This window comes from Streptomyces sp. NPDC055632, assembly GCF_053618675.1.
Map to the genome: position 1 here is coordinate 44016 of NZ_JBSHHY010000008.1, position 21577 is coordinate 65592.

16 protein-coding genes are annotated in these 21577 nt (G+C 74.2%); 5 read left to right on the plus strand and 11 right to left on the minus strand.

From position 1 onward, the window contains the following. Nucleotides 1–377 precede the first annotated feature (377 nt). From ACWGSR_RS13560 to ACWGSR_RS13580, 5 genes are all read right to left on the minus strand, one after another. Nucleotides 378–1667: a citrate synthase gene (locus ACWGSR_RS13560; protein WP_376236226.1), complete on the minus strand. Its 1290-nt coding sequence runs from the start codon at nt 1665–1667 to the stop codon at nt 378–380. Nucleotides 1668–1846: 179 nt separating this feature from the next. Then, nucleotides 1847–4072 (minus strand): SF1B family DNA helicase RecD2, encoded by a 2226-nt coding sequence (gene recD2, locus ACWGSR_RS13565; RefSeq protein WP_376236223.1) that lies wholly within the window; start codon nt 4070–4072, stop codon nt 1847–1849. A 198-nt stretch (nt 4073–4270) separates the two neighbouring features. Next, on the minus strand, nt 4271–5074 hold the full coding sequence (locus ACWGSR_RS13570) for a sugar phosphate isomerase/epimerase family protein (protein ID WP_453566257.1): 804 nt from the start codon (nt 5072–5074) through the stop codon (nt 4271–4273). Next, nucleotides 5071–6222 carry a dihydrodipicolinate synthase family protein gene (locus ACWGSR_RS13575; RefSeq protein ID WP_453566260.1) on the minus strand — a complete coding sequence of 384 codons (1152 nt, stop codon included), beginning with the start codon at nt 6220–6222 and terminating at the stop codon, nt 5071–5073. Before ACWGSR_RS13575 ends, ACWGSR_RS13570 begins: the two co-directional genes overlap by 4 nt. 52 nt (nt 6223–6274) lie before the next feature. Then, nucleotides 6275–7426: a Gfo/Idh/MocA family protein gene (locus ACWGSR_RS13580; protein WP_376236208.1), complete on the minus strand. Its 1152-nt coding sequence runs from the start codon at nt 7424–7426 to the stop codon at nt 6275–6277. Nucleotides 7427–7623: 197 nt separating this feature from the next. Between ACWGSR_RS13580 and ACWGSR_RS13585 the strand changes: the two genes are divergently transcribed. The 5 genes from ACWGSR_RS13585 to ACWGSR_RS13605 all read left to right on the plus strand — a co-directional run bounded on the left by ACWGSR_RS13585 (nt 7624) and on the right by ACWGSR_RS13605 (nt 13126). Next, a complete protein-coding gene (locus ACWGSR_RS13585) occupies nt 7624–8670 on the plus strand; it encodes a LacI family DNA-binding transcriptional regulator (protein WP_453566262.1) in 1047 nt (348 codons plus the stop codon). A 270-nt stretch (nt 8671–8940) separates the two neighbouring features. Then, nucleotides 8941–9918, plus strand: coding sequence for an alpha/beta hydrolase (locus ACWGSR_RS13590; RefSeq protein WP_376236203.1), 978 nt, complete (start codon nt 8941–8943; stop codon nt 9916–9918). Beyond that, nucleotides 9911–11104 carry an acyltransferase family protein gene (locus ACWGSR_RS13595; RefSeq protein WP_453566265.1) on the plus strand — a complete coding sequence of 398 codons (1194 nt, stop codon included), beginning with the start codon at nt 9911–9913 and terminating at the stop codon, nt 11102–11104. Before ACWGSR_RS13590 ends, ACWGSR_RS13595 begins: the two co-directional genes overlap by 8 nt. A gap of 40 nt (nt 11105–11144) precedes the next feature. Then, nucleotides 11145–12455 carry a sensor histidine kinase gene (locus tag ACWGSR_RS13600; protein ID WP_453566267.1) on the plus strand — a complete coding sequence of 437 codons (1311 nt, stop codon included), beginning with the start codon at nt 11145–11147 and terminating at the stop codon, nt 12453–12455. Next, the gene (locus ACWGSR_RS13605) at nt 12452–13126 is read left to right on the plus strand and encodes a response regulator (protein WP_376236199.1); all 675 of its coding nucleotides are present in this window, start codon (nt 12452–12454) and stop codon (nt 13124–13126) included. The genes ACWGSR_RS13600 and ACWGSR_RS13605 overlap by 4 nt, the downstream gene beginning before the upstream one ends. A gap of 36 nt (nt 13127–13162) precedes the next feature. Here the strand turns inward: ACWGSR_RS13605 and ACWGSR_RS13610 are convergent, their stop codons facing one another. The 6 genes from ACWGSR_RS13610 to ACWGSR_RS13635 form a co-directional block, all read right to left on the minus strand. Next, nucleotides 13163–13537, minus strand: coding sequence for a nuclear transport factor 2 family protein (locus tag ACWGSR_RS13610; RefSeq protein ID WP_376236197.1), 375 nt, complete (start codon nt 13535–13537; stop codon nt 13163–13165). 126 nt (nt 13538–13663) lie between these two features. Further along, nucleotides 13664–14893, minus strand: a complete 1230-nt coding sequence (locus ACWGSR_RS13615) for an aminotransferase-like domain-containing protein (protein ID WP_453566271.1) — start codon at nt 14891–14893, stop codon at nt 13664–13666. Next, nucleotides 14890–16275: an MFS transporter gene (locus tag ACWGSR_RS13620; protein ID WP_376236191.1), complete on the minus strand. Its 1386-nt coding sequence runs from the start codon at nt 16273–16275 to the stop codon at nt 14890–14892. Before ACWGSR_RS13620 ends, ACWGSR_RS13615 begins: the two co-directional genes overlap by 4 nt. Next, on the minus strand, nt 16272–18884 hold the full coding sequence (locus ACWGSR_RS13625) for an ATP-grasp domain-containing protein (RefSeq protein WP_453566274.1): 2613 nt from the start codon (nt 18882–18884) through the stop codon (nt 16272–16274). The genes ACWGSR_RS13620 and ACWGSR_RS13625 overlap by 4 nt, the downstream gene beginning before the upstream one ends. A gap of 155 nt (nt 18885–19039) precedes the next feature. After that, nucleotides 19040–20290 carry an ATP-grasp domain-containing protein gene (locus ACWGSR_RS13630; RefSeq protein ID WP_453566276.1) on the minus strand — a complete coding sequence of 417 codons (1251 nt, stop codon included), beginning with the start codon at nt 20288–20290 and terminating at the stop codon, nt 19040–19042. Next, nucleotides 20287–21576, minus strand: a complete 1290-nt coding sequence (locus tag ACWGSR_RS13635) for an amidohydrolase (protein ID WP_453566279.1) — start codon at nt 21574–21576, stop codon at nt 20287–20289. The genes ACWGSR_RS13630 and ACWGSR_RS13635 overlap by 4 nt, the downstream gene beginning before the upstream one ends. Nucleotide 21577: the final 1 nt, after the last annotated feature.

The following is a 21577-nucleotide window of genomic DNA, read 5'->3' on the forward strand; positions in this document are numbered from 1 at the left end:
TGCACAGGACCTTCACACCGAGACCTAGATCACAGATATTGTGGGGTAACCATCTGGGCTGTTCGTGGGTCTAAGTGGGCGATGCCGAGAACGTCTTGGGGGACGTTCATGGGATGTCTTGGGGGACGTCCCAGGCAAGCGTTGGCCGGGGCACGTGCACCGGGGAGCTTTGAGCGGCCCTCCCGTACGTACCCCGGCAGACCGCGTCGCGCCCGATCCGCGCAGCCACCGGCTGACGCCGGCAGACGCCCGGCCCGGATCCCGTGGGGGGAATCCGCACCGGGGGATATGGGAAGCGCCCCGCTCGCCGACCCGTGGGGGGATCGGGGAGCGGGGCGCTTCTCGCTTTCCGGTGTCCGGTGCGCCGCCGCGAAGGGCTAGCGGGCCTCGACCGGGACGAAGTCGCGCAGGACCTCGCCCGTGTAGATCTGGCGCGGGCGGCCGATGCGGGAACCCGGCTCCTTGATCATCTCGTGCCACTGGGCGATCCAGCCGGGAAGGCGGCCGAGCGCGAAGAGCACGGTGAACATCTCGGTCGGGAAGCCCATGGCGCGGTAGATCAGACCCGTGTAGAAGTCCACGTTCGGGTAGAGGTTGCGCGAGACGAAGTAGTCGTCGGAGAGCGCGTGCTCCTCCAGCTTGAGCGCGATGTCCAGGAGCTCGTCGGACTTGCCGAGCGCCGAGAGGACGTCGTGCGCCGCCGCCTTGATGATCTTGGCGCGGGGGTCGAAGGACTTGTACACCCGGTGGCCGAAGCCCATCAGGCGGACGCCGTCCTCCTTGTTCTTCACCTTGCGGATGAAGGAGTCGACGTCGCCGCCGTTGGCCTTGATGCCCTCCAGCATCTCCAGGACCGACTGGTTGGCGCCGCCGTGCAGCGGACCCCAGAGGGCCGAGATGCCGGCGGAGATCGAGGCGAACATGTTCGCCTGCGAGGAGCCGACCAGGCGCACGGTGGAGGTCGAACAGTTCTGCTCGTGGTCCGCGTGCAGGATGAGCAGCTTGTCCAGCGCCGAGACGACGACCGGGTCGAGCTCGTACTCCTGCGCCGGGACCGAGAAGGTCATGCGCAGGAAGTTCTCGACGTACCCGAGGTCGTTGCGCGGGTAGACGAACGGGTGGCCGATCGACTTCTTGTACGCGTACGCCGCGATCGTCGGCAGCTTGGCGAGCAGCCGGATCGTGGAGAGGTGGCGCTGCTCCTCGTCGAACGGGTTGTGGCTGTCCTGGTAGAAGGTGGACAGCGCGGAGACCACCGAGGACAGCATCGCCATCGGGTGGGCGTCCCGCGGGAAGCCGCGGAAGAAGTTCTTGACGTCCTCGTGGACCAGCGTGTGCTGCGTGATCTCGTTCTTGAAGGTCGACAGCTCGTCGACCTTGGGCAGCTCGCCGTTGATCAGCAGGTACGCCACCTCGAGGAAGGAGGAGCGCTCGGCCAGCTGCTCGATGGGGTAGCCGCGGTACCGCAGAATGCCCTGCTCACCGTCGAGGTAGGTGATCGCGGATTTGTAGGCGGCGGTGTTGCCGTATCCGCTGTCCAGGGTGACCAGACCGGTCTGGGCTCGGAGTTTCCCGATGTCGAAGCCCTTGTCACCGACGGTGCTCTCGACCACCGGGTAGGTGTATTCACCGTCCGCGTACCGCAGTACTACAGAGTTGTCGCTCACGTCATCCCTCACCGACGTAGTGCCTCTTCTTCGAGGTGCCCTGACTGTCTCTACCATCCCCCATTTGGCTCAGGAGAGTGCACTCGGGGTCGACCATTGGGCCAATTGGAGGCACTCAGTGCCGCCAACCTTCATATCCTGCCCCCTTCGCCCCGGTTCCGGTACCCCTCCGTGATCTTTCACACGAGGGCGGGCCCTGTGAGGCGGTGGGCGAGTGCGGTAAAGCGGCGGCCCGCCGAGACCGTGCGCACTGCCTGGGCGATCGCGCGGCGGGAGCCGACCAGGACGACCAGCTTCCGGGCCCGGGTCACGGCCGTGTAGAGCAGGTTCCGCTGGAGCATCATCCAGGCGCTCATCGTGACCGGAATCACCACCGCCGGATACTCGCTGCCCTGCGAGCGGTGGATGGTGACCGCGTACGCGTGGGCGAGTTCGTCCAGCTCGTCGAAGTCGTACGGCACCTCCTCGTCCTCGTCCGTCCGCACGGTCAGGCGCTGCTCGACGGGGTCCAGGGCGGTGACGACGCCGACGGTGCCGTTGAAGACGCCGTTGGCCCCCTTGTCGTAGTTGTTCCGGATCTGGGTCACTTTGTCACCCACTCGGAAGACGCGCCCGCCGAACCGCTTCTCCGGGAGGTCCGGACGGGCCGGGGTGATGGCCTGCTGGAGCAGTCCGTTGAGCGCGCCCGCGCCCGCCGGGCCCCGGTGCATCGGGGCGAGGACCTGGACGTCCCGGCGCGGATCGAGGCCGAACTTGGCCGGAATGCGGCGGGCCGCGACCTCCACGGCGACCCGGGCGGCGTCCTCCGTCTCCTCCTCGGCGAAGAGGAAGAAGTCCGGCAGGCCGTCGGTGCGCGGGGGCGTGCCGGCGTTGATCCGGTGCGCGTTGGTGACCACGCCGGACTGCTGGGCCTGCCGGAAGATCCGGGTCAGCCGGACCGACGGCACGGGGCTGCCCGGGGCGAGCAGGTCGCCCAGGACCTCGCCCGCGCCGACCGAGGGGAGCTGGTCCACGTCCCCCACGAGCAGCAGGTGGGCGCCGGGGGCCACCGCCTTCACCAGCTTGTTCGCCAGGAGGAGGTCCAGCATGGAGGCCTCGTCGACGACGACCAGGTCCGCGTCCAGCGGCCGGTCCCGGTCGTAGGCGGCGTCCCCGCCGGGCTTGAGCTCCAGGAGCCGGTGGACGGTGGAGGCCTCGGCGCCGGTCAGCTCCGCGAGGCGCTTGGCGGCCCGCCCGGTGGGGGCGGCGAGCACCACCCTGGCCTTCTTGGCGCGGGCCAGCTCCACGATGGAGCGGACCGTGAACGACTTGCCGCAGCCGGGGCCGCCGGTGAGGACCGCGACCTTGCGGGTCAGGGCGAGCCGCACGGCCTCCTCCTGCTCGGGCGCGAGGGAGGCGCCGGTGCGGGTCGCGAGCCAGGCCAGGGCCTTGTCCCAGGGCACGTCCCGGAAGGCCGGCATCCGGTCCTCCTCGGCCCGCAGCAGCCGGCGGAGCTGCCCGGCGAGGGACAGCTCGGCCCGGTGGAACGGGATCAGGTACACGGCGGTGACCGGCGTCCCCTCCGGTCCCGGCACGGTCTCCCGCACGACCCCCTCGGGGTCCTCGGCCAGCTCGCCCAGACACTCGATGACGAGGCCGGTGTCGACCTGGAGGAGCTTCACCGAGTCCGCGATCAGCCGCTCCTCGGGCAGGAAGCAGTGCCCCTGGTCGCTGGACTGCGACAGGGCGTACTGGAGACCGGCCTTCACCCGGTCGGGGCTGTCGTGCGGGATGCCGACGGACTGCGCGATCCGGTCGGCGGTGAGGAAGCCGATGCCCCACACGTCGGCGGCGAGCCGGTAGGGCTGGTTCCGCACGACGGAGATCGAGGCGTCCCCGTACTGCTTGTAGATCCGGACCGCGATGGAGGTGGAGACGCCGACCTCCTGGAGGAAGACCATCACCTCCTTGATCGCCTTCTGCTCCTCCCAGGCGGCGGTGATGTTCCTGGTCCGCTTGGGGCCGAGCCCCGGGACCTCGATCAGCCGCCCCGGGGCCTCTTCGAGGATGTCGAGGGTGTCGAGCCCGAAGTGCTGCGTGATGCGGTCGGCGAAGACGGGCCCGATGCCCTTGACCAGGCCGGAGCCGAGGTAGCGGCGGATGCCCTGGATGGTGGCGGGCAGGACGGTCGTGTAGTTCTCGACGGTGAACTGCTTGCCGTACTGGGGGTGGGAGCCCCAGCGGCCCTCCATCCGCAGCGACTCCCCCGGCTGGGCGCCGAGCAGCGCGCCGACGACCGTGAGGAGGTCACCGGCACCGCGCCCGGTGTCGACCCGGGCGACCGTGTACCCCGTCTCCTCGTTGGCGTAGGTGATCCGCTCCAGAACACCTTCGACCACTGCCGGACCGCGACCCTCGTTGGACATGTGTCGACCGTAGCGAAGAGGTCGGACATGGCGCGGACGAGCCTGTGGAGAACCGGCTGTTCCGGATGCGGGGAAGGCCGGGTTCCGGATGCCGGCGGTACGGACGGAACGTGGCGTTCGGGGAGGGCGCGGTCAGATCTCCGGGAAGCGCCGCAGCGTCTCCTCTCAGATCGCCAGGAAGCGCTCCAGCGTCTCCTCTCAGATCGCCAGGAAGCGTTCCAGCGTCTCCTCCAGGACCTCCGCGCCGTCCCGCGCCCACAGGTCGTCGTTGAAGAGTTCCACCTCCACCGGGCCCGTGTAGCCGTTCCGTTCCAGGAGGTCGGTCCAGGCGCGGAGGTCGATCGCGCCGTCCCCCAGCTGGCCCCGGCCGTTGAGGACGCCGGCCGGGAGGGGGGTGATCCAGTCGGCGAGCTGGAAGGAGTGGACACGGCCGGTCGCGGCCGCGCGTTCCACCGCCGCCGGGGCCCGGTCGTCCCACCAGAGGTGGTACGTGTCGACCACCACGCCCACCTGCTCGGCGGGGAACCGTTCCGCGATGTCCAGGGCCTGGTCCAGGGTGGAGACCGCGCAGCGGTCCGCCGCGTACATCGGGTGGAGGGGTTCGACGGCGAGGCGGACGCCCCGCTCCCCCGCGTACGGCGCCAGTTCGCCGATCGCCTCCGTGACGCGGGCCCGGGCGGCCGGGAGGTCGGGGAAGGCGGGGGTCAGGCCGCCGGAGACCAGGACCAGGGTGTCGGTGCCGAGGGCCGCCGCCTCGTCGACCGCCGCGCGGTTGGACACGAGCGGGTCGTCCGAGGTGAAGAAGCCGCCCCGGCAGAGGGTGGTGACCTCCAGGCCCGCCTCCCGTACGAGCGCGGCCGCCGCCTCCACCCCGTACTCCCGGACGGGTTCGCGCCACAGGCCGACGCCCCGGACGCCCAGGCGGACGCAGTGGGAGACGAGGTCGGGGAGGGAGAGCTGCCGGACCGTCATCTGGTTGACCGAGAAGCGCTCGGGGTTCACCGCGGGACTCCGTGGACCGTGAGGAGGGACCTCATCCGGGACTCCGCCAGCGCCGGGTCGGGGAACAGGCCGAGGCCGTCCGCCAGTTCGTAGGCGCGCGCGAGGTGCGGGAGGGAGCGGGCGGACTGGAGGCCGCCGACCATCGTGAAGTGGTCCTGGTGGCCGGCCAGCCAGGCCAGGAGGACGACGCCCGTCTTGTAGTAGCGGGTCGGGGGCCGGAAGAGGTGGCGGGAGAGCTCCACCGTGGGGTCCAGTAGCTCGCGGAAGGCATTCGTGTCGCCCGTGTCGAGGGCGCGGACCGCCTGCGCCGCCAGGGGGCCCAGCGGGTCGAAGATTCCGAGCAGGGCGTGGCTGAAGCCCTGTTCGTCGCCCTCGATCAGCTCCGGGTAGTGGAAGTCGTCGCCCGTGTAGCAGCGGACGCCGTCGGGGAGGCGGCGGCGCAGCTCGACCTCGCGCCGGGCGTCCAGGAGGGAGACCTTGACGCCGTCGACCTTGTCCGGGTGGGCCGCGATCACGTCGAGGAAGGTCTCCGTCGCCGCGTCGAGGTCGGCCGAGCCCCAGTAGCCGTCGAGCGCCGGGTCGAACATCGGGCCGAGCCAGTGCAGGATCACCGGTTCGGACGCCTGGCGCAGGAGGTGGCCGTAGACGTCGAGGTAGTCCTCGGGGCCCGTGGCGGTCGCCGCGAGGGCGCGGGAGGCCATCAGGATCGCCCGCGCGCCCGACTCCTCGACCACCGCGAGCTGTTCTTCGTACGCGGCGCGGATCCGCGGCAGCGTGCCGTGGGGCAGGTGGTCGGTGCCCGCGCCGCAGGCGATCCGGCCGCCGACGGCCCTCGCCTCGGCGGCCGAGCGCCGGATCAGTTCGGCCGCCCCCGCCCAGTCGAGTCCCATGCCGCGCTGGGCCGTGTCCATCGCCTCCGCGACCCCGAGGCCGTGGGACCAGAGGTGGCGGCGGAAGGCGAGGGTGGCGTCCCAGTCGACGGCGGCCGGGCCGTCGGGGGTGGTGTCGGCGTACGGGTCGGCGACGACGTGCGCGGCGGAGAAGACGGTGCGGGAGGCCGGGGGGCCGGCCGGGGCGAGCGCCAGGGGGTCGGTGCGGGGCTCGTGGGTCCGCAGACCGCCGTCGGGGCCGGGGAGGCGAATCGTCACGGGGTCACTTCCATGGTGTCGGTGCGGCGGTCGTCCGGCCGTGGCGCCGTCGTCACAGCGTCACCTCCGGGACCTCCAGGCGGCGGCCCTCGGCCGCCGACCGCAGGCCCAGTTCCGCGAGCTGGACGCCCCGGGCGCCCGCGAGGAGGTCCCAGCGGTAGGGCTCGTCGAGGACCACGTGGCGCAGGAACAGCTCCCACTGGGCCTTGAAGCCGTTGTCGAAGCCGGCGTTGTCCGGGACCTCCTGCCACTGGTCGCGGAAGGACTCGACGGCCGGGACGTCGGGGTTCCAGACCGGCTTCGGGGTGGCCGAGCGGTGCTGGACGCGGCAGCCGCGCAGTCCGGCGACGGCGGAGCCGTGGGTGCCGTCGACCTGGAACTCGACCAGCTCGTCGCGGTGGACGCGGACCGCCCAGGAGGAGTTGATCTGGGCGACGGCGCCGCCCTCCAGCCGGAAGATCCCGTACGCGGCGTCGTCGGCGGTGGCCTCGTAGGGCTTGCCGTGCTCGTCCCAGCGGCGCGGGACGTGGGTGGCGACGTGGGCGGTGACGGAGGTGACCCGGCCGAAGAGCTCGTGGAGCACGTACTCCCAGTGCGGGAACATGTCGACGACGATCCCGCCGCCGTCCTCCGCGCGGTAGTTCCAGCTCGGGCGCTGGGCCTCCTGCCAGTCGCCCTCGAAGACCCAGTAGCCGAACTCCCCCCGTACGGACAGGATCTCGCCGAAGAAGCCGCCGTCGATCAGGCGCTTGAGCTTGAGCAGGCCCGGCAGGAACAGCTTGTCCTGGACGACGCCGTGCTTGATCCCCTTCTCCGTGGCGAGCCGGGCGAGGTCGAGGGCCCCGGCGAGGTCCCCGGCCGTCGGCTTCTCGGTGTAGACGTGCTTGCCGGCGGCCACGGCCCGGCGGATCGCGTCGGCGCGGGCCGAGGTGACCTGGGCGTCGAAGTAGACGTCGACGCTCCCGTCCGCGAGGACCGCGTCGAGGTCGGTGGACCACTCGGTGAGGCCGTGGCGCTCGGCGAGGGCGCGCAGGGCGGGCTCGCGGCGGCCGACGAGGACGGGCTCGGGCCAGAGGACCTCGCCGTTCCCGAGGTCGAGGCCGCCCTGCTCGCGCAGGGCGAGGATCGAGCGGACCAGGTGCTGGCGGTGTCCCATGCGGCCGGTGACGCCGTTCATGGCGATGCGGACGGTCCTGCGTGTCACGGAGGGTTCCTCTCTCCGGGTGGTCCTTGCGCGGCGGGCGGGCCGTGCGTGGTGGGTGTTCACGTGCGGTGGATGTCCGTGCGTGGTGGATGTCCGTGCGCGACGGGTGGCACGTACGCGATAGAAAGCGCTTTCTACAGGGGAGGACGCTAGCCTGCCGACAACGCCGCCCACAAGGCCCCGGAGGTACGCACGCGATGACCGTCACCCTGGCGGACGTGGCCGCCCGCGCGCGGGTCTCCCCCGCCACCGTCTCCCGCGTCCTCAACGGCAACTACCCGGTGGCCGCGTCCACCCGGGAACGGGTGCTGCGGGCCGTGGCCGACCTCGACTACGTCCTCAACGGCCCCGCGAGCTCCCTCGCCGCCGCCACCTCCGACCTGGTCGGCGTGCTGGTCAACGACATCGCGGACCCCTTCTTCGGGATCATGGCGAGCGCGGCGCAGACCGCGATCGGGGCGGGCGCGTCCGGGCGGGGCGGCGGCGAGAAACTCGCCGTCGTCTGCAACACCGGCGGCTCCCCCGAGCGCGAGCTGACCTACCTCACGCTGCTCCAGCAGCAGCGGGCCGCCGCCGTGATCCTCATGGGCGGCTCCCTGGAGGCCCCGGAGCGGCTGGCGGCGACGGCCGCCAAGCTGTCCAGGCTCGCGGACGCGGGGACCCGGGTCGTGCTGTGCGGGCGCCCGCCGGTGGAGGGGGACGCGCACGCGGCGGCCCTCGTCTTCGACAACCGGGCCGGCGCGCGCCGCCTCACCGAGCACCTGCTCGGACTCGGTCACCGGCGGATCGGCTACGTGGCGGGCCCGGCGGACCGGACGACGACCCGGCACCGCCTGGAGGGGCACCGGGAGGCGCTGGCGGCGGCCGGGGTCCCGGAGGGGCCGACGGCCCACGGCCCGTACGACCGGGCCTCCGGCCACGGGGCGGCGGCCGAACTCCTCGCCCGCGACCCGGAGCTCACCGCGATCGTCGCCTGCAACGACACGGTGGCCCTCGGCGTCTGCGCGGCCCTCAGGGAACGCGGCCTGGACGTCCCCGGCGACGTCTCCGTGGCGGGCTTCGACGACCTGCCGTCGGCCCTGGACACGGTCCCGTCCCTGACGACCGTCCACCTCCCCCTGCACGAGGCGGGCGCCCGCGCGGGCCGCCTGGCGACGTCCTCGGAGGACCCCCCGCCGGGCGGCCTCGTGACGGTCCCGGCGGAGCTGGTGGTGCGGGGGTCGACGGGGGCGGTACGGGGGTAGGCGGCTCCGGCACGGCCGCCCCCTCCGGCAGAGCCACCCCCTCCGGCAGGGCCGCCCCCTCCGGCACGACCACCCCCTCCGGCAGGCCCCCCGCCCGACGCGGGCCCCGCGCCCCGCGCCCCGCGTCCCGTGCCCCGCCCCCGCCCCCGCCCCCGCCCCCGCGTCATACCCGAGAGCTACAAGCCGAGTCGGCTCCCTGGCGGGACGCCGACCACAGCGGCGCCTCCCTACCTTCCGTAACGGAACGCACCCCCGTACGGAAGGACTTCCATGGCGCCCCTCCCCCGCCTCCGTCGCGCCCTGCTCGCCTCGGTCGTCACCGCCGCCGTCGCCCTGCCGGTCGCCGGGGCCGCGCGGCCCGCCGACGTGCCGGCCCCGGTGCCTCCCGCCGTCGCGCCCCTGCGGGCGGACGGCGGGCCGGACGCGCTCGCCGCGGCGCTCGAAGGGCGTTACGCGGCGGAGCGGACGGCGCTGGGGGAGGCCGCGCGGACGGCGGAGGAGCACGGGGCGCGGCTGAGGGCCGCGTCGCTGCGGAAGATGGCCGGGGCGGACCGGCGGTTCCTGGAGTTCGACGGGCGGGACGGCGGGCGGAGCGCGGAGGTGGTCGGGGACCTCGCGCGGGCCGAGCGGATCGCGGTCCTCGTGCCCGGCGCCGACACCGGCCTCGACGCCCACGCGCGCTTCCGGGCCGGTGCCGTCGCCCTCCAGCGCACCCTCCGGCAGGAGTTCGGCGCCCGGGCCGCCGTCGTCGCCTGGCTCGGCTACCGCACCCCCGCCACCGGCAGCGCCGCCTCCCTCACCCCCGGCCGCGCCGACCGGGCGGCGCCCCCGCTCCGCTCGTTCGTCGAGGAGCTGGCGCGGCTGCGGCCCGGCGCCCGGATCACCCTGCTCGGGCACTCGTACGGCTCCGTGGTGTGCGCCCGCGCCGCCGCCGGGCTGCCCGTCGCCGCCCTCGTCCTCTACGGGAGCCCGGGCACCGGCTCCGACCGCGCCGCCGACCTGCGCACGGACGCCGCCGTCTGGGCCGGCCGTGCGGGCGGCGACTGGATCGCCGGCGTGCCCCATCTGCGCGTCCCCCTCCCCGCGGGCGGTGAACTCGGCTTCGGGGCGGACCCCGTGGGGCCGGGATTCGGGGCCCGCCGGTTCGCCGCCGGCGACGGCGGCCACAGCGACTACCTGGTCCCCGGCTCCGTACCCCTGCGCAACCTCGCCCGGATCGTCGACGGAAGGGAGCCGGACCGTGCGTGAGACCGCCCCCACGGCCGCCCCGGCCACCGGGCCGGGGCGGGCCGTGCGCGCGCTCGTCCGCCGGACGGTCGCCGCCACCCCGCCGGAGCGGGACCGCGCCCTCGACGCGCTGCGCGCCCTCGCCGTCCTCGGCGTGGTCCTCGGCCACTGGCTCGTCACCGCCCTCGTCGCCGACAGCGGCACCCTGCGCGTCGAGAGCCCCCTGGAGCACCTGCCCGAATTCACCCCGGTCTCCTGGGCGTTCCAGACCCTCGCCGTGTTCTTCCTGGTCGGCGGACACGTCGCCGCCCGCGCCCGCGGCGAGGGCGGCGGCCGGTGGATCGCCGCCCGGCTGCGCAGGCTGTTCCGGCCCGTCGTCCCGCTGCTCGCGGTCTGGCTCGTCGCCACGGCCGGGATGCTCGCCCGCGGCGTCCCCTGGCGGACGGTCCAGGCGCTCGGGAATCTCGTGCTCTCCCCGTTGTGGTTCCTGCTGGTCCTGGCCGCCCTCACCGCCGCCACCCCGCTGGTCGCGCGCGTCCACCCGCTGTGGCCGTTCGCCGTCGTCCTCCACGTGGACCTGGTCCGCTTCGGCCTCGACGGGCCGGAGGTGACCGGCTGGCTCAACCTGCCCGCGGGCTGGCTCGTCCCGTACTGCCTCGGCGCGTTCCTCGCCCGCCGGGGCCCGCTCGCACCGGCCGCCTCCTGGTCGCTGCTCCTCGGCGGCGGGGCCGCGACCGTCCTGCTCGTCGCCCTGGCCGGCTACCCGGCCTCCATGGTGGGCGTCCCGGGCGCGCCGGTCTCCAACCTGAACCCGCCCACGCTCGCCGCCGTCACCTTCGGCCTCGCCCAGTGCGGCGGCGCGCTCCTGCTCCTCGGGCCGCTCCGGCGCGCCCTGCGCCGGCCCGCCGCCTGGACGGCCGTGGCCCTGCTCAACCTCGGCGCCATGACGGTCTTCCTCTGGCACCAGACCGCGATGATCGCCGTCACCGCCGGCGGCCTCCTCGCCGCGGACCTGCTCGGCCACGGGCCGCTCGCCGGACTGCACACCGTCCCCGACGGTCACGCCTGGGTCCTCGCCCGGCTCGGCCGGCTCCCGCTCTTCGCGGGCGCGCTGCTGGTCTGCGTCGCCGCCTTCCACGCGTACGAACGCACCGCCCCGGCCCCCGTGCGGCGGCCCGGCACCACGACGGAGGCACCCCGTGCATAGGCTGTGGCGGAGGAACGAACGAACGGGCGGGGGAGGTGCGTTGGGGGACACGGCACGGTGGGAGGGCGCACTGCGCGCGGTCCCGGACGTCCTGCGCGCCGACCTGCGGCCGGGGCGCCGCGACCCGCTGCCCCGCCACCGCCACCTCGGCCGGCTGGTCCACGGGCACGTCGTGCTGTTCTGCGTGGTCGTGGGCGTCTGGAACGCGAACCTGTACGAAAGCTCCGTGCAGCCCGCCACCGGCGCCGTCTCGCTGCTCGTCGTCGTGCAGAGCGCCGCGTCCGTCCTGGCCCTGGTCCGGCCCGCCGCCGCCCTGTGGGTCTCCGTCGCCGCGCTCACCCTCCTCGCCGCCCTGACCTCGGCGGTCTTCGGCGCCGCGTGGCCCTGGAGCGCCCCGGGCATCGCGCTGCACACCCTCGTGCTGCTCCTGCTCGCCCTCCGCGTGCGCCCCGCCGCCTCCGTCGCCGCCCTCGGGGCCTCCGTGCTCACCGGGGTCGGCGCCGCGGTCCCGCACCACGTCCCGGGGCCCCACACCCTCGTGCAGGGCGCCGTCGCCTTCACCCTCGCCGTCGTCCTCGGGACCTCGCTGCGCGCGGCCCGCGTCTCCCGCAGCCGCCTCGTCGAGCAGGAGGAGCTGACCGCCGGGGAACGGGCCCGGCGCGCCCTCCTGGAGGAGCGCGGGCGCATCGCCCGCGAGCTGCACGACGTCGTCGCCCACCACATGTCCGTCATCTCGATCCAGGCCCAGGTCGCCCCGCACCTGGTGGCCGACCCGTCCCCCGAGCTCCGCGAGAACCTGGCCGGCATCCGGCAGAACGCCGTCGACGCCCTCACCGAACTCCGGCGCGTCCTCGGGGTCCTGCGCGGCGAGGGGGACCCGGGCGACGCCGCCGCCGGGGTGCGGCACGCCCCGCAGCCCACGCTGGACCGGCTGGACGAACTCCTCGCCAACGTCCGGGCCGCCGGGCTCGACGTCACCGCCGGGACCCGGGGCACGCCCCGGCCGCTCTCCCCGGGCACCGAGCTCTCCGCGTACCGGATCGTCCAGGAGGCGCTGAGCAACGCCGTGCGGCACGCGCCCGGCGCCCGGGTCTCGGTGTCGGTCCACCACCACCCGGCCGGGCTGACCGTCCGGGTCGCCAACACCGCGGCCTCCCGGCCGGCCGGCCGCGTTCCCGCCGGCCCCGCCGGGGAGCCCGGTCACGGCCTCCTCGGCATGCGCGAGCGCACCGCCATGCTGGGCGGCGAACTCGCCGTGGGTCCCACCTCCGACGGCGGCTGGGAGGTCACGGCCGTCCTGCCCGCCGACGCCCCGGAGCCGGGGCCCGCCTCCACGAAGGACGGTTCATGAACGACGTCATCAGGGTCCTCGTCGCGGACGACCAGGTCATGGTGCGGCAGGGCTTCACCGTCCTGCTGAACGCAGAACCCGGCATCGAGGTGGTCGGCCAGGCCGTCGACGGCGCCGACGCCGTCGCCCAGGTCGCGGCGCTCTCCCCCGACGTCGTCCTCATGGACATCCGGATGCCCGGCACCGGCGGCATCGAGGCCACCCGGCTGCTCACCGCCCCCGCCGACGCCACCGTCAAGGTGCTCGTGCTGACCACCTTCGACCTGGACGAGTACGTGTACGAGGCGCTGCGCGCCGGTGCGTCCGGCTTCCTCCTCAAGGACGCGTCGGCCGAGGAACTCGCCGAGGCGATACGGGTCGTGGCGCGCGGCGACGCGCTGCTCGCGCCCCGTCTGACCAAGCGGCTCATCGCGGAGTTCGCCCGGCTCAGCCCCGCCCCGCACGTGCGGCCCACGGAGCGCCCGGGCGGTCTCTCGGAGCGCGAGACCGAGGTCCTGGCGCTCATCGCGCAGGGTCTTTCCAACGCCGAGATCGCGGCCCGGCTCGTCGTCGCCGAGCAGACCGTGAAGACCTATGTGAGCCGCATCCTCACCAAGCTGTCCCTGCGCGACCGGACCCAGGCCGCCGTCCACGCGTACGAGAGCGGCCTGGTCCGGCCCGGCGGGCGGTGACCGGGCCCCGGGCCGCGCCCGGAGCCGGGTCCCGCGTCAGATCGCCGCCCGGTAGAAGTACGTCCTGCGGTACGCGATCTTGCCGTCCCGGACCAGGTACGTGTCGGCGAAGCCCTCGTCCAGGGCCGTGCCGTCGCGGCTCGCGCCGCGGAAGCGGCCCCAGCAGGCCGCCGCCGCGAGGCCGCCGGTGACCTGGTCGACCTCGTGGGCGCCCGAGGCGATGATCCGCTCGTGCTCGTAGAAGTGGCGGATCCGGTCCAGGCCCTCCAGGGCCGGGTAGCCGGGGCGCTCGTAGACCGCGTCGTCGGCGAAGACCTCGCCGAGGTCGTCCCACGCGCGGGAGTCGACCACCTGGAACAGCCGGGCCACCAGCGAGTCGGCGGTCACCTGGGGGTGTGTGCGTGCCGTCATGACCGTGCTCCTTCGTTGCGTGTCGTCGGAAGGGCGGGGCGGTGCGGGTGCGCGCCGGGAGGGTGGTTCGGCGCGCACCGGTGGGGCGTGTGCGGTCCTCGGGGAGGGGTGGTTCGGCGGGGTGGTTCAGTGCGCGTCGGCGCGCGCCTTGTCGAAGGCCGTCGCCAGTCGGGAGACGCCCTCCCGCCGCTGCTCCTCGTCGAGGGTCGCGAAGGAGAGCCGCAGCAGCCGGGAGCCGTCCTGCTCGATGCAGAACGGCGCTCCGGGCACGAGCGCGAGCCCCTGGGCCAGGGCGTGCGCGTACAGCAGGTCCGAGGTGACCCGGGGGTCGTCGACGGAGCACCAGAAGAACAGGCCGCCGCGCGGGTCGTCGAAGCCGAGCCACGGCAGCCGCGCGCGCAGCAGCGCCGCCGTCGCCCGCGCCTTGTCCCCGTACAGGGTGCGCAGGCGGGCGAGGTGGGCGGGGAGGAACGACGGGTCGCCGAGGAGTTCGGCGAGGACGTGCTGCCCGAAGGTGTTCGTCTGGAGGTCGCTGCTCTGCTTGGCCGCCACCAGTTCGCCGAGCAGGCCCGCCGGGGCGGTCAGCCCGGCCACCCGGAACCCCGGGCAGAGCGTCTTCGACAGGCTCATCAGCCGGATCACCCGGTCGCCGTGCACGTCCGTGGACGGCAGCCGCTCCCCCTCGAACGCCAGGTCCCCGTACGGGTCGTCCTCAACGATCAGGAAGCCGTAGCGGTCGGCCAGGCCCGCGAGGTCCCGGCGGCGCTCCTCGGTGAGCACGCCGCCGGTGGGGTTGTGGAAGTGCGGGACGACGTAGACCAGTTTGGGCCGGGCGCCGGCCGCGAGCCGCTCCGCCAGGACGTCGGTCCGCATGCCGTCGCGGTCCGTGGGCAGCGGCAGGAGCCGGGCCCCGGCGCCCCGGAAGGACTGCACGGCGCCCAGGTAGCTGGGGTCGTCCAGGGCCACCTGGTCGCCCTCGTCGAGGAGCGTCCGGGCCACCAGGTCCAGGCCCTGCTGGCTGCCGCCGGTGACCATCGCCCGCTCCGGGCCGACCGGCGCGCCGGTCTCGCCCGCGCGCCGGGCCACCGCCTCGCGCATCGCCGCGGTGCCCGCCGTGGGGGCGTACTGGAGGGCGGAGGCGGCCGACCGGGAGAGGATCCGGTCCGTCACCTCGGCGAGCCGGGCCACCGGGAAGCTGTCGGGGGCCGGGATGCCCCCGGCCATCGACAGGACGCCCGGCGCGTTCGCGGCCGACAGGATGCGGTCGATGGCGTCCGAGCGGCCCCAGGAGGTGCGCCGCGCCAGGAGCCCGGAGAAGTCCCCCGCCGTCGCGGCCCCGCCGCCGTCGCCCGTCATGACGTCACCGCCGTCTTCTCCGACCCCTCCGGCTCCGCGCCGATCTGCGGCGGGAAGTCCTTGAGCCGCCACACCGGCGAGAGCAGCACCACGAGGACCGCCGAGAGGAAGGCCCCGGCGGTCACGAACAGCGTCTCGCGCAGGCCGATCAGGTCGCCCAGCCAGCCGCCGACGAGCGCGCCGAGCGGGAGCATCCCCCAGGACACGAAGCGGTAGCCGGCGTTCATCCGGCCGAGCAGTTCGTCGGGGGTGATCGACTGGCGCAGGCTGATGATGTGGATGTTGGCCATCGTGCCGCCCGCGCCGATCAGCGCGAACGCGGCGACGAACAGGACGAGGGTGAGGATGCCGTCGTTCGCCGGGGCCAGCGGGATGATCACGGGCGCGGCGCAGCACAGCACGAGCGCCGCCAGGATCGCGGGGCCGAGCCCCATGGACCGCTTCAGGCTCCGGGCGACCAGGGAGCCGCCGAGCGAGCCGACCGCGCCGGTGCCGAGCAGCAGGCCGATCGTCCCCGGGGAGAGGTCCAGGCGCCGGGCCGCGTACAGCACGAAGACGGTCTGGAGCGACATCCAGCAGAAGTTGTAGAGCCCGGACTGGAGGGCGCAGGCCCGCAGGTGGGCGTTGTGCCAGATGATCCGGATGCCGTCGCCGACGCTCTTCCACAGGCCGGTGCGGCGCTCGGGCACGACCGGCGGCGGCTCGGGCCTGCGGACCGCGAGCAGCGTGGCCACCGAGACCAGGTACGAGGCGCCGTTGATGAGCAGGGCGTACGGCGCCGTGACCCAGCCGATGAGCAGGCCGGCCAGGCCGGGGCCGCCGATCTGCGCGAGGGAACTGGTGCCCTGGAGCTTGCTGTTGCCCTCCACCAGGTGTTCCTTGCCGATGAGGGTCGGCAGGTACGACTGGTAGGCGACGTCGAAGACGACGGTGAGGACCCCGATGAGGAGGGCCGCCACGTACACGAACTCGATGCGCAGCAGGTCCGTCACGGCGAGCAGGGGGACCGCCGTGACGAGCAGCGCGCGTCCCACGTTCGCCGTGATCATCAGCGGGCGGCGGCGGACGCGGTCGACCCAGACCCCGACGAGCAGGGTGACGAGCAGGAACGGGGCGTAGGAGGCGGCGTTCACCAGGCCGACCTGGGAGGAGGACGCGTCCAGGGTGAGCACCGCCGTCAGCGGCAGGGCCAGGGTGGTGACCTGGGCGCCGATCTGGGAGATGCCCTCGCCCGTCCAGAACTTCATGAACTCGGCGTCGCGCCACAGCGCTCCGCGCTCGCGCCCCCCGGCGGCGGGCGCGCCGCCGGGGGCCGCCGGGCCGGCCGGCTCCGTGGAGCCGGCCGGGCCCGTCGAGCCGTTCGAGTCGGTCGACCCGGTCACGCGTCCCCCTCGGCGGAGGCCGGGTCGGCCACGTGGAAGGCGCAGCCGATCTGGGCGCCGCGCAGCATGCTGACGATGCCGACGGCCGGGTCGGTGACGCCCCGGGCCAGGGTTCCGGCGTACTTGCCGTCGACCATGAGGGTGCCGTAGGCGACGGCCATGTCCTCGGTGGTGACCCCGTCCTCGGAGAGGAACCGCTCGGTGGTCGGGAGCAGGCGGCGCTGGAGGACGAAGGGTCCGCCGACGGCCTGGTGGAGCTTCTCCACCCACTCCTTCTGGTCGGTGGTCCAGCCGGGGGTGACGCCGACGCCGCCGTAGAGCAGCGTGGGCTTGAGGACCAGGAGGTCCTTGTTGGCGACGGCGTACGGCAGGAGGTCGATCTTCTCGCCCTCGAAGGTGACCTTCTCGTCGCGGACGAAGCGGGTCCAGGGCAGGATCCGGTCGACGAGGGCGCGCTCGTCCTCGGTGAGGGCGGCGCGGTTGCGCTCGTCGCTGAGCATGGCGAGGCTGCCCTTGTTGCCGTACAGCTCGCAGTCGAGCGAGGCGAACAGCTCGACCTGTCCGGCCTCTGCGGCGTCCAGGAGCGGGTTGACGAGGTCGTACGTGCGCGGCTCGTCCGGCATCTCGCCGGGCAGGAACAGGCGGTAGACGACGTCGACGCGCCGCCCGTCGTACACGACCTTGCCCTCCTCGTAGGTGAAGTCCCCGAGGTGGCAGACGACCGGTTCGAAGCCGAGGTCCTTGAAGGCGGGGACGACGAACTCCATCCAGCACTTGGACTTCTCGAAGCCGTCGGGCCAGTCGGTGATGGCGAGCAGCGGGCGCTCGGTCCCGGCGAGGGACGGGGCCTGGCGGCGCAGCACGTCGGTGATGCGGGCCAGCGGGTCGGGGTAGACCAGGTTCTCGGCGGCGGCGAAGGCCGCGAACTCCTCGTCCTTGATCAGGGCGCGGGCGAACTCGCCCATCTGCCAGCCGCCGAGCGAGGTGCCGGTGTTCAGCTCCATGAGGCGGAAGCCGTCGGTCTCGCGGTAGAGGTCGGCGCGGGACAGCGGCGGGATCTCGTCGACCGCGCCGCGCAGGACCAGGTCGGCCTGGGTGGCGCTCATGCCGACGGCCTCGGCGAAGGCCCGCAGGTCGCCGCCGAAGAGGCGCTCGGGGACGGACTTGAGGAGTTCGAAGAGGCCGTTGAGGTCGCGTTCGAGGCCGGCGACGTCGTCGGCGCTGAGGAAGACGGGGCGGTTGAGGCCCTCGCCGCCGCCGGCGCCGTAGCGGAACCACTCGACGCCCCGGACGCCGGAGACCGTCATGCGGGCGGCGGTGCGCTCGTGGTCGAAGAAGCGGCGGGTGACGGCGTTCTCGACGCGCGCGCCGAGCTTGTGGGTGCTCGCGCCGGTCACCTCGGTGCGGGAGAGGCCCTCGGCCCGGTCCAGGGCGCGGCGGGTCTCGACCGGGTCCTCGCCGACGGCGACGAGGGCGGCGGAGCGCGGGGTGAGGCCGCGCGGCGGGAGCTGGAGCTCGTCGCCGGGCTCGACGAGGGCCACGGCCTCGACCAGGCCGTCGACCTCGGACGGGTCGGGCAGGACGACCCGGTCGATGGTGCCGTCGTACGAGGGGTAGAGGAAGCGGACCTCGCCGCTGAGCGCGCGGGTCGGGGTGAGGTCGGGGACGCGCTCGAAGGCGATCTCGGCGGCGGCGACCGCCAGGTCGATGCCGGTGGCGAGCTGGTGGACGTGCGGGATGAGGTCGCCGCCGAGGCGCCCGTTCAGCTCGATCAGGCGCGGCCCGTCGGCGCTGACGCGCAGCTCGGTGTGGGTGACGCCGTAGTCGACGCCGACGGCCCGGTGGGAGTCGCGGACCAGCTCCACGACCGCCTCGGCCCACGGCTCGTCCTTCCAGCCGGTGACCAGGTGGCCGACCTCCTCGAAGTACGGCTGGGGGCCGAGGCGCTTGCGGGCGACGCAGACGGGGGTGACGACGCCGTCCACGACGGTGCTGTCGACGCTCAGTTCGGGGCCCTCGACGTACTCCTCGACGAGGACGGTGTCGGCGGTGCCGGCGCCCTGGAGGCGGCTGGCGGCGGCGAGCCGGTAGGCCTGGCGCAGGCCGTCGGCGTCGCGGGCCACCATGACGCCGAAGCTGCCGCCGAGGGTGCGGGGCTTGACGACGACCGGGAAGCCGATGGCCTCGGCGGCGGCGACGGCCTCGTCCTCGCTCGCGGCCGGGGCGTGGCGGACGGCCGCCATCCCGGCGGCCTCCAGGGCCTGGCGGGTGGCGTACTTGTCGCGGCAGATCTTGGCGGCGGCCGGGTCCATGGCCCGCAGGCCGAGGCGGGCGGCCACCGAGGAGACGGCGGCGAGCGACCACTCGTCCCAGGTGACGATCGCGGCCTCGGCGACCTCGCCGCGCAGGTCGGCGACGGAGGGGAAGAGCTTGTGCGCGTCCGTCGTGTCGGCGATCCGGTGGGTGTCGACGTACTTCGCCTGCCAGCTGGGCGCCTCGGGGGCGATCAGGGTGACCTCGTACCGCGCGGCGAGGGAGGCGAGCGCGTACTCCCGGTACTGACGGATGCGGCTGCCGACCAGGATGACGCGCGGGCGTTCGGTGGTCATGACGGACACGGTGTGTGTTCCTTTCCGATGCGGGCGGTGCGTGGGGCCGGGGTGTGATCCGCCGGACTGGCCCCGGGTGTGGCAGGCGGTGCGGGTGGTGCCAGGATTTTGGTGGTGCGGGTGCGGGTGCGGGTGCGGCCCGGGGCGACGGCCGGTTACGCGTCCAGGGGCGTGCAGGTGAGCCGGAAGCCGTTCGCGGAGGCCCCGATGGCCTCCTCCACGGCCGCGGTGGACGGGCCGCGGAAGCGGAAGCGGGTGCCGACGTGCTCGTATCCGCTGATCGGCGGGACCCGTTGGCCGACGGGCACGTGCAGCACCGCGTACGGTTTGCGCTCCTCGGCCGGCGGCGCGGTCCAGTCGGCGCGTTCGACCAGGCAGGGCGCCGGGACGGGCAGCGGCAGGAGCAGGTAGCCGCCGACCTCGCCGGTCTTCGGGGCGGGCAGGACCGGCGCCCGGCCGAGCTGGATGTCGGCCGCCGCGGCCATCAGGTCGGCGCCGTGGACGTCCCGCCAGGTGAAGGGGATCTCGCCGCCGCCGACCCGGGCCCCGCACTCCAGGAAGACCGGGACGGGCCCGCCGTCCGCTCCCCGGGTGACGAACGCCTCCAGGTGGAAGACCCACGGCCGGCCGCCGCCGAGGGCGGCCCCGACGGCGGCGGCGAACGGCTCCACGGCGGCGAGCAGCACCGGGTCGTCCTCCTCGACCGAGCCCAGCCAGTTGCCCTGGGTGAAGTCGGCGCAGGTGCCGCCCACGTAGCGGGAGGCGGTCCAGCCGCCGAGCCGGTCGCCCTCCCACAGGCCGTCGATGTGCAGGATCGGGGCGTCCACGTACGTCTGGGCGAGGAACGGCTCGGCCGCGAGGTCGGCGGCCAGCTCCGGGTGCGCGTCCAGGTCGGCCTCGGAGTCGAGCCGGACCACTCCCCTGCTGGCGGTGCCCCGGTGCGGCTTGCAGACCAGCGGCCAGCCGTGGGCGCGCCCGAACTCCCGTACGGCGTCGGGGTCGGGGACGTGGGCGAGCGTCGGCACCGGGAGGCCGGCGGCGGCCACCGTCGTGCACATCAGGAGCTTGTCGCGGAAGACGGCGAGCTCCTCCGGGGTCTGCCCGGCGATCCCGAACTCCTCGCGGACCAGGGCCGCCGTGTCGAGGTCGCCCTCGTTGAGCGCGATCAGCGCCTCCGGCGGGCCGTACCGCTCGACGAGCGCGGTGAGGGCCGCGCGGACGGCGGGCAGGTCGTCGGTGAGGCCGACCGTGACGACGGCCTCGGCGGCCCCGGGGACGGAGGCGCGGCCGAGTTCGGTGCTGATGTAGGTGACCCGGTGGGTGCCGTGGTCGACGTAGTCGGCGTAGAGCGCGTGGGTGTCCCGCCAGCGGTGCAGGACCGTCACGTGCGGGCGGGGCCTGGTCATGCGGTCGTCTCCTCCGCGTCCGCCGGGGAGGCGGACAGCCAGGACAGGGCCGCCGCCACCATCGAGCGGACGCCGACGATCAGGGCGGGGCCCGACTGCGGGGCGAAGGTGGGGGCGTGGTTCTGCGGGATGTCCTCGTCCAGGCGTCCGGCGGCGAACGCGGCCGTGAACACCTCCGGGTCGAGGCCGCCCCAGAACCAGTACACGGACGGCACCCGGGCCGCCGTCGCCAGGATGCCGAAGTCCTCGCTGGCCGTGGTCGGGCCCATCGTCATCACGGCCCCGTCGCCGAAGGCCTTCCGGTGCGCGTCGGCGACCCGCTCGGCGGCGGCCGTGTCGTTGACCGTCATCGGCAGGTGGTAGACGGAGGTGATCTCCGGCTCCGCGGTCGCGCCGGCCGCGTCCGACTCGGCCTTCGCCAGGCGCTCGATGGAGGCGAGGACCTTGTCGCGGACGGGCGCCGAGCTGGTGCGGACGTTGATGCCGAGCTCGGCCGTGTCCGGGATGACGGCGGCCGTGGTGCCCGCGTGCAGCTTGCCGACGGTGACCACCACCGGCTCCTGGGCGGGGGTCTCGCGGGAGACGATGGTCTGGAGCCGCAGGACGAGCGAGGCGGCCATGAGGACCGGGTCCACGGCCGACTCCGGCTTGGAGCCGTGTCCGCCGCGTCCGAAGAGCTTGACGGTGATGGAGTCCGTGGCGCCCATGACGGTGCCGGGGCAGGTGGCGATGAGGCCGACGGGACCGGGGCCCACGTGCTGGCCGAGGATGACGTCCGGCTTCGGGAAGCGCTCGAACAGGCCGTCGTCGACCATCGAGCGGGCGCCGTAGCCGCTCTCCTCGCCGGGCTGGAAGACGGCCACGACCGTGCCCTTCCAGTGCTCCGTGCGGGAGGAGAGCAGCGCGCACGCCCCGATCAGGGCGGCCACGTGCAGGTCGTGGCCGCAGGCGTGCATCACCGGGACCTCGGTGCCGGAGTCGTCGGTGGCGGTCGCGGTGCTCGCGTACGGCAGGCCGGTGGCCTCCTTGACCGGCAGGGCGTCCATGTCGGCGCGCAGCATGACCACGGGGCCCTCGCCGTTGCGCAGGACGGCGACCACGCCGGTGCGGCCCACGCCGGTGGTGATCTCCCAGCCGCCCTGCGCCGCGAGCCGCTCCGCGACGAGGGCCGCCGTGCGCTTCTCCTGGAAGGCGAGCTCGGGGTGGGCGTGCAGGTCCTTGTAGTCGGCCTCCAGGGCGGGGAACAGCGGTTCCAGCGCGTCGAGCACTGCGGTCAGGGAGTCCATG

Excerpts from the sequence above, each read along its gene's own strand:
- recD2 (WP_376236223.1), bottom strand. The coding sequence starts at position 4,072 with ATGTCCAACGAGGGTCGCGGTCCGGCAGTGGTCGAAGGTGTTCTGGAG.
- ACWGSR_RS13585 (WP_453566262.1), top strand. The coding sequence starts at position 7,624 with ATGACCGTCACCCTGGCGGACGTGGCCGCCCGCGCGCGGGTCTCCCCC.
- ACWGSR_RS13590 (WP_376236203.1), top strand. The coding sequence starts at position 8,941 with ATGGCGCCCCTCCCCCGCCTCCGTCGCGCCCTGCTCGCCTCGGTCGTC.
- ACWGSR_RS13605 (WP_376236199.1), top strand. The coding sequence starts at position 12,452 with ATGAACGACGTCATCAGGGTCCTCGTCGCGGACGACCAGGTCATGGTG.
- ACWGSR_RS13610 (WP_376236197.1), bottom strand. The coding sequence starts at position 13,537 with ATGACGGCACGCACACACCCCCAGGTGACCGCCGACTCGCTGGTGGCC.
- ACWGSR_RS13615 (WP_453566271.1), bottom strand. The coding sequence starts at position 14,893 with ATGACGGGCGACGGCGGCGGGGCCGCGACGGCGGGGGACTTCTCCGGG.
- ACWGSR_RS13625 (WP_453566274.1), bottom strand. The coding sequence starts at position 18,884 with ATGACCACCGAACGCCCGCGCGTCATCCTGGTCGGCAGCCGCATCCGT.
- ACWGSR_RS13630 (WP_453566276.1), bottom strand. The coding sequence starts at position 20,290 with ATGACCAGGCCCCGCCCGCACGTGACGGTCCTGCACCGCTGGCGGGAC.
- ACWGSR_RS13635 (WP_453566279.1), bottom strand. The coding sequence starts at position 21,576 with ATGGACTCCCTGACCGCAGTGCTCGACGCGCTGGAACCGCTGTTCCCC.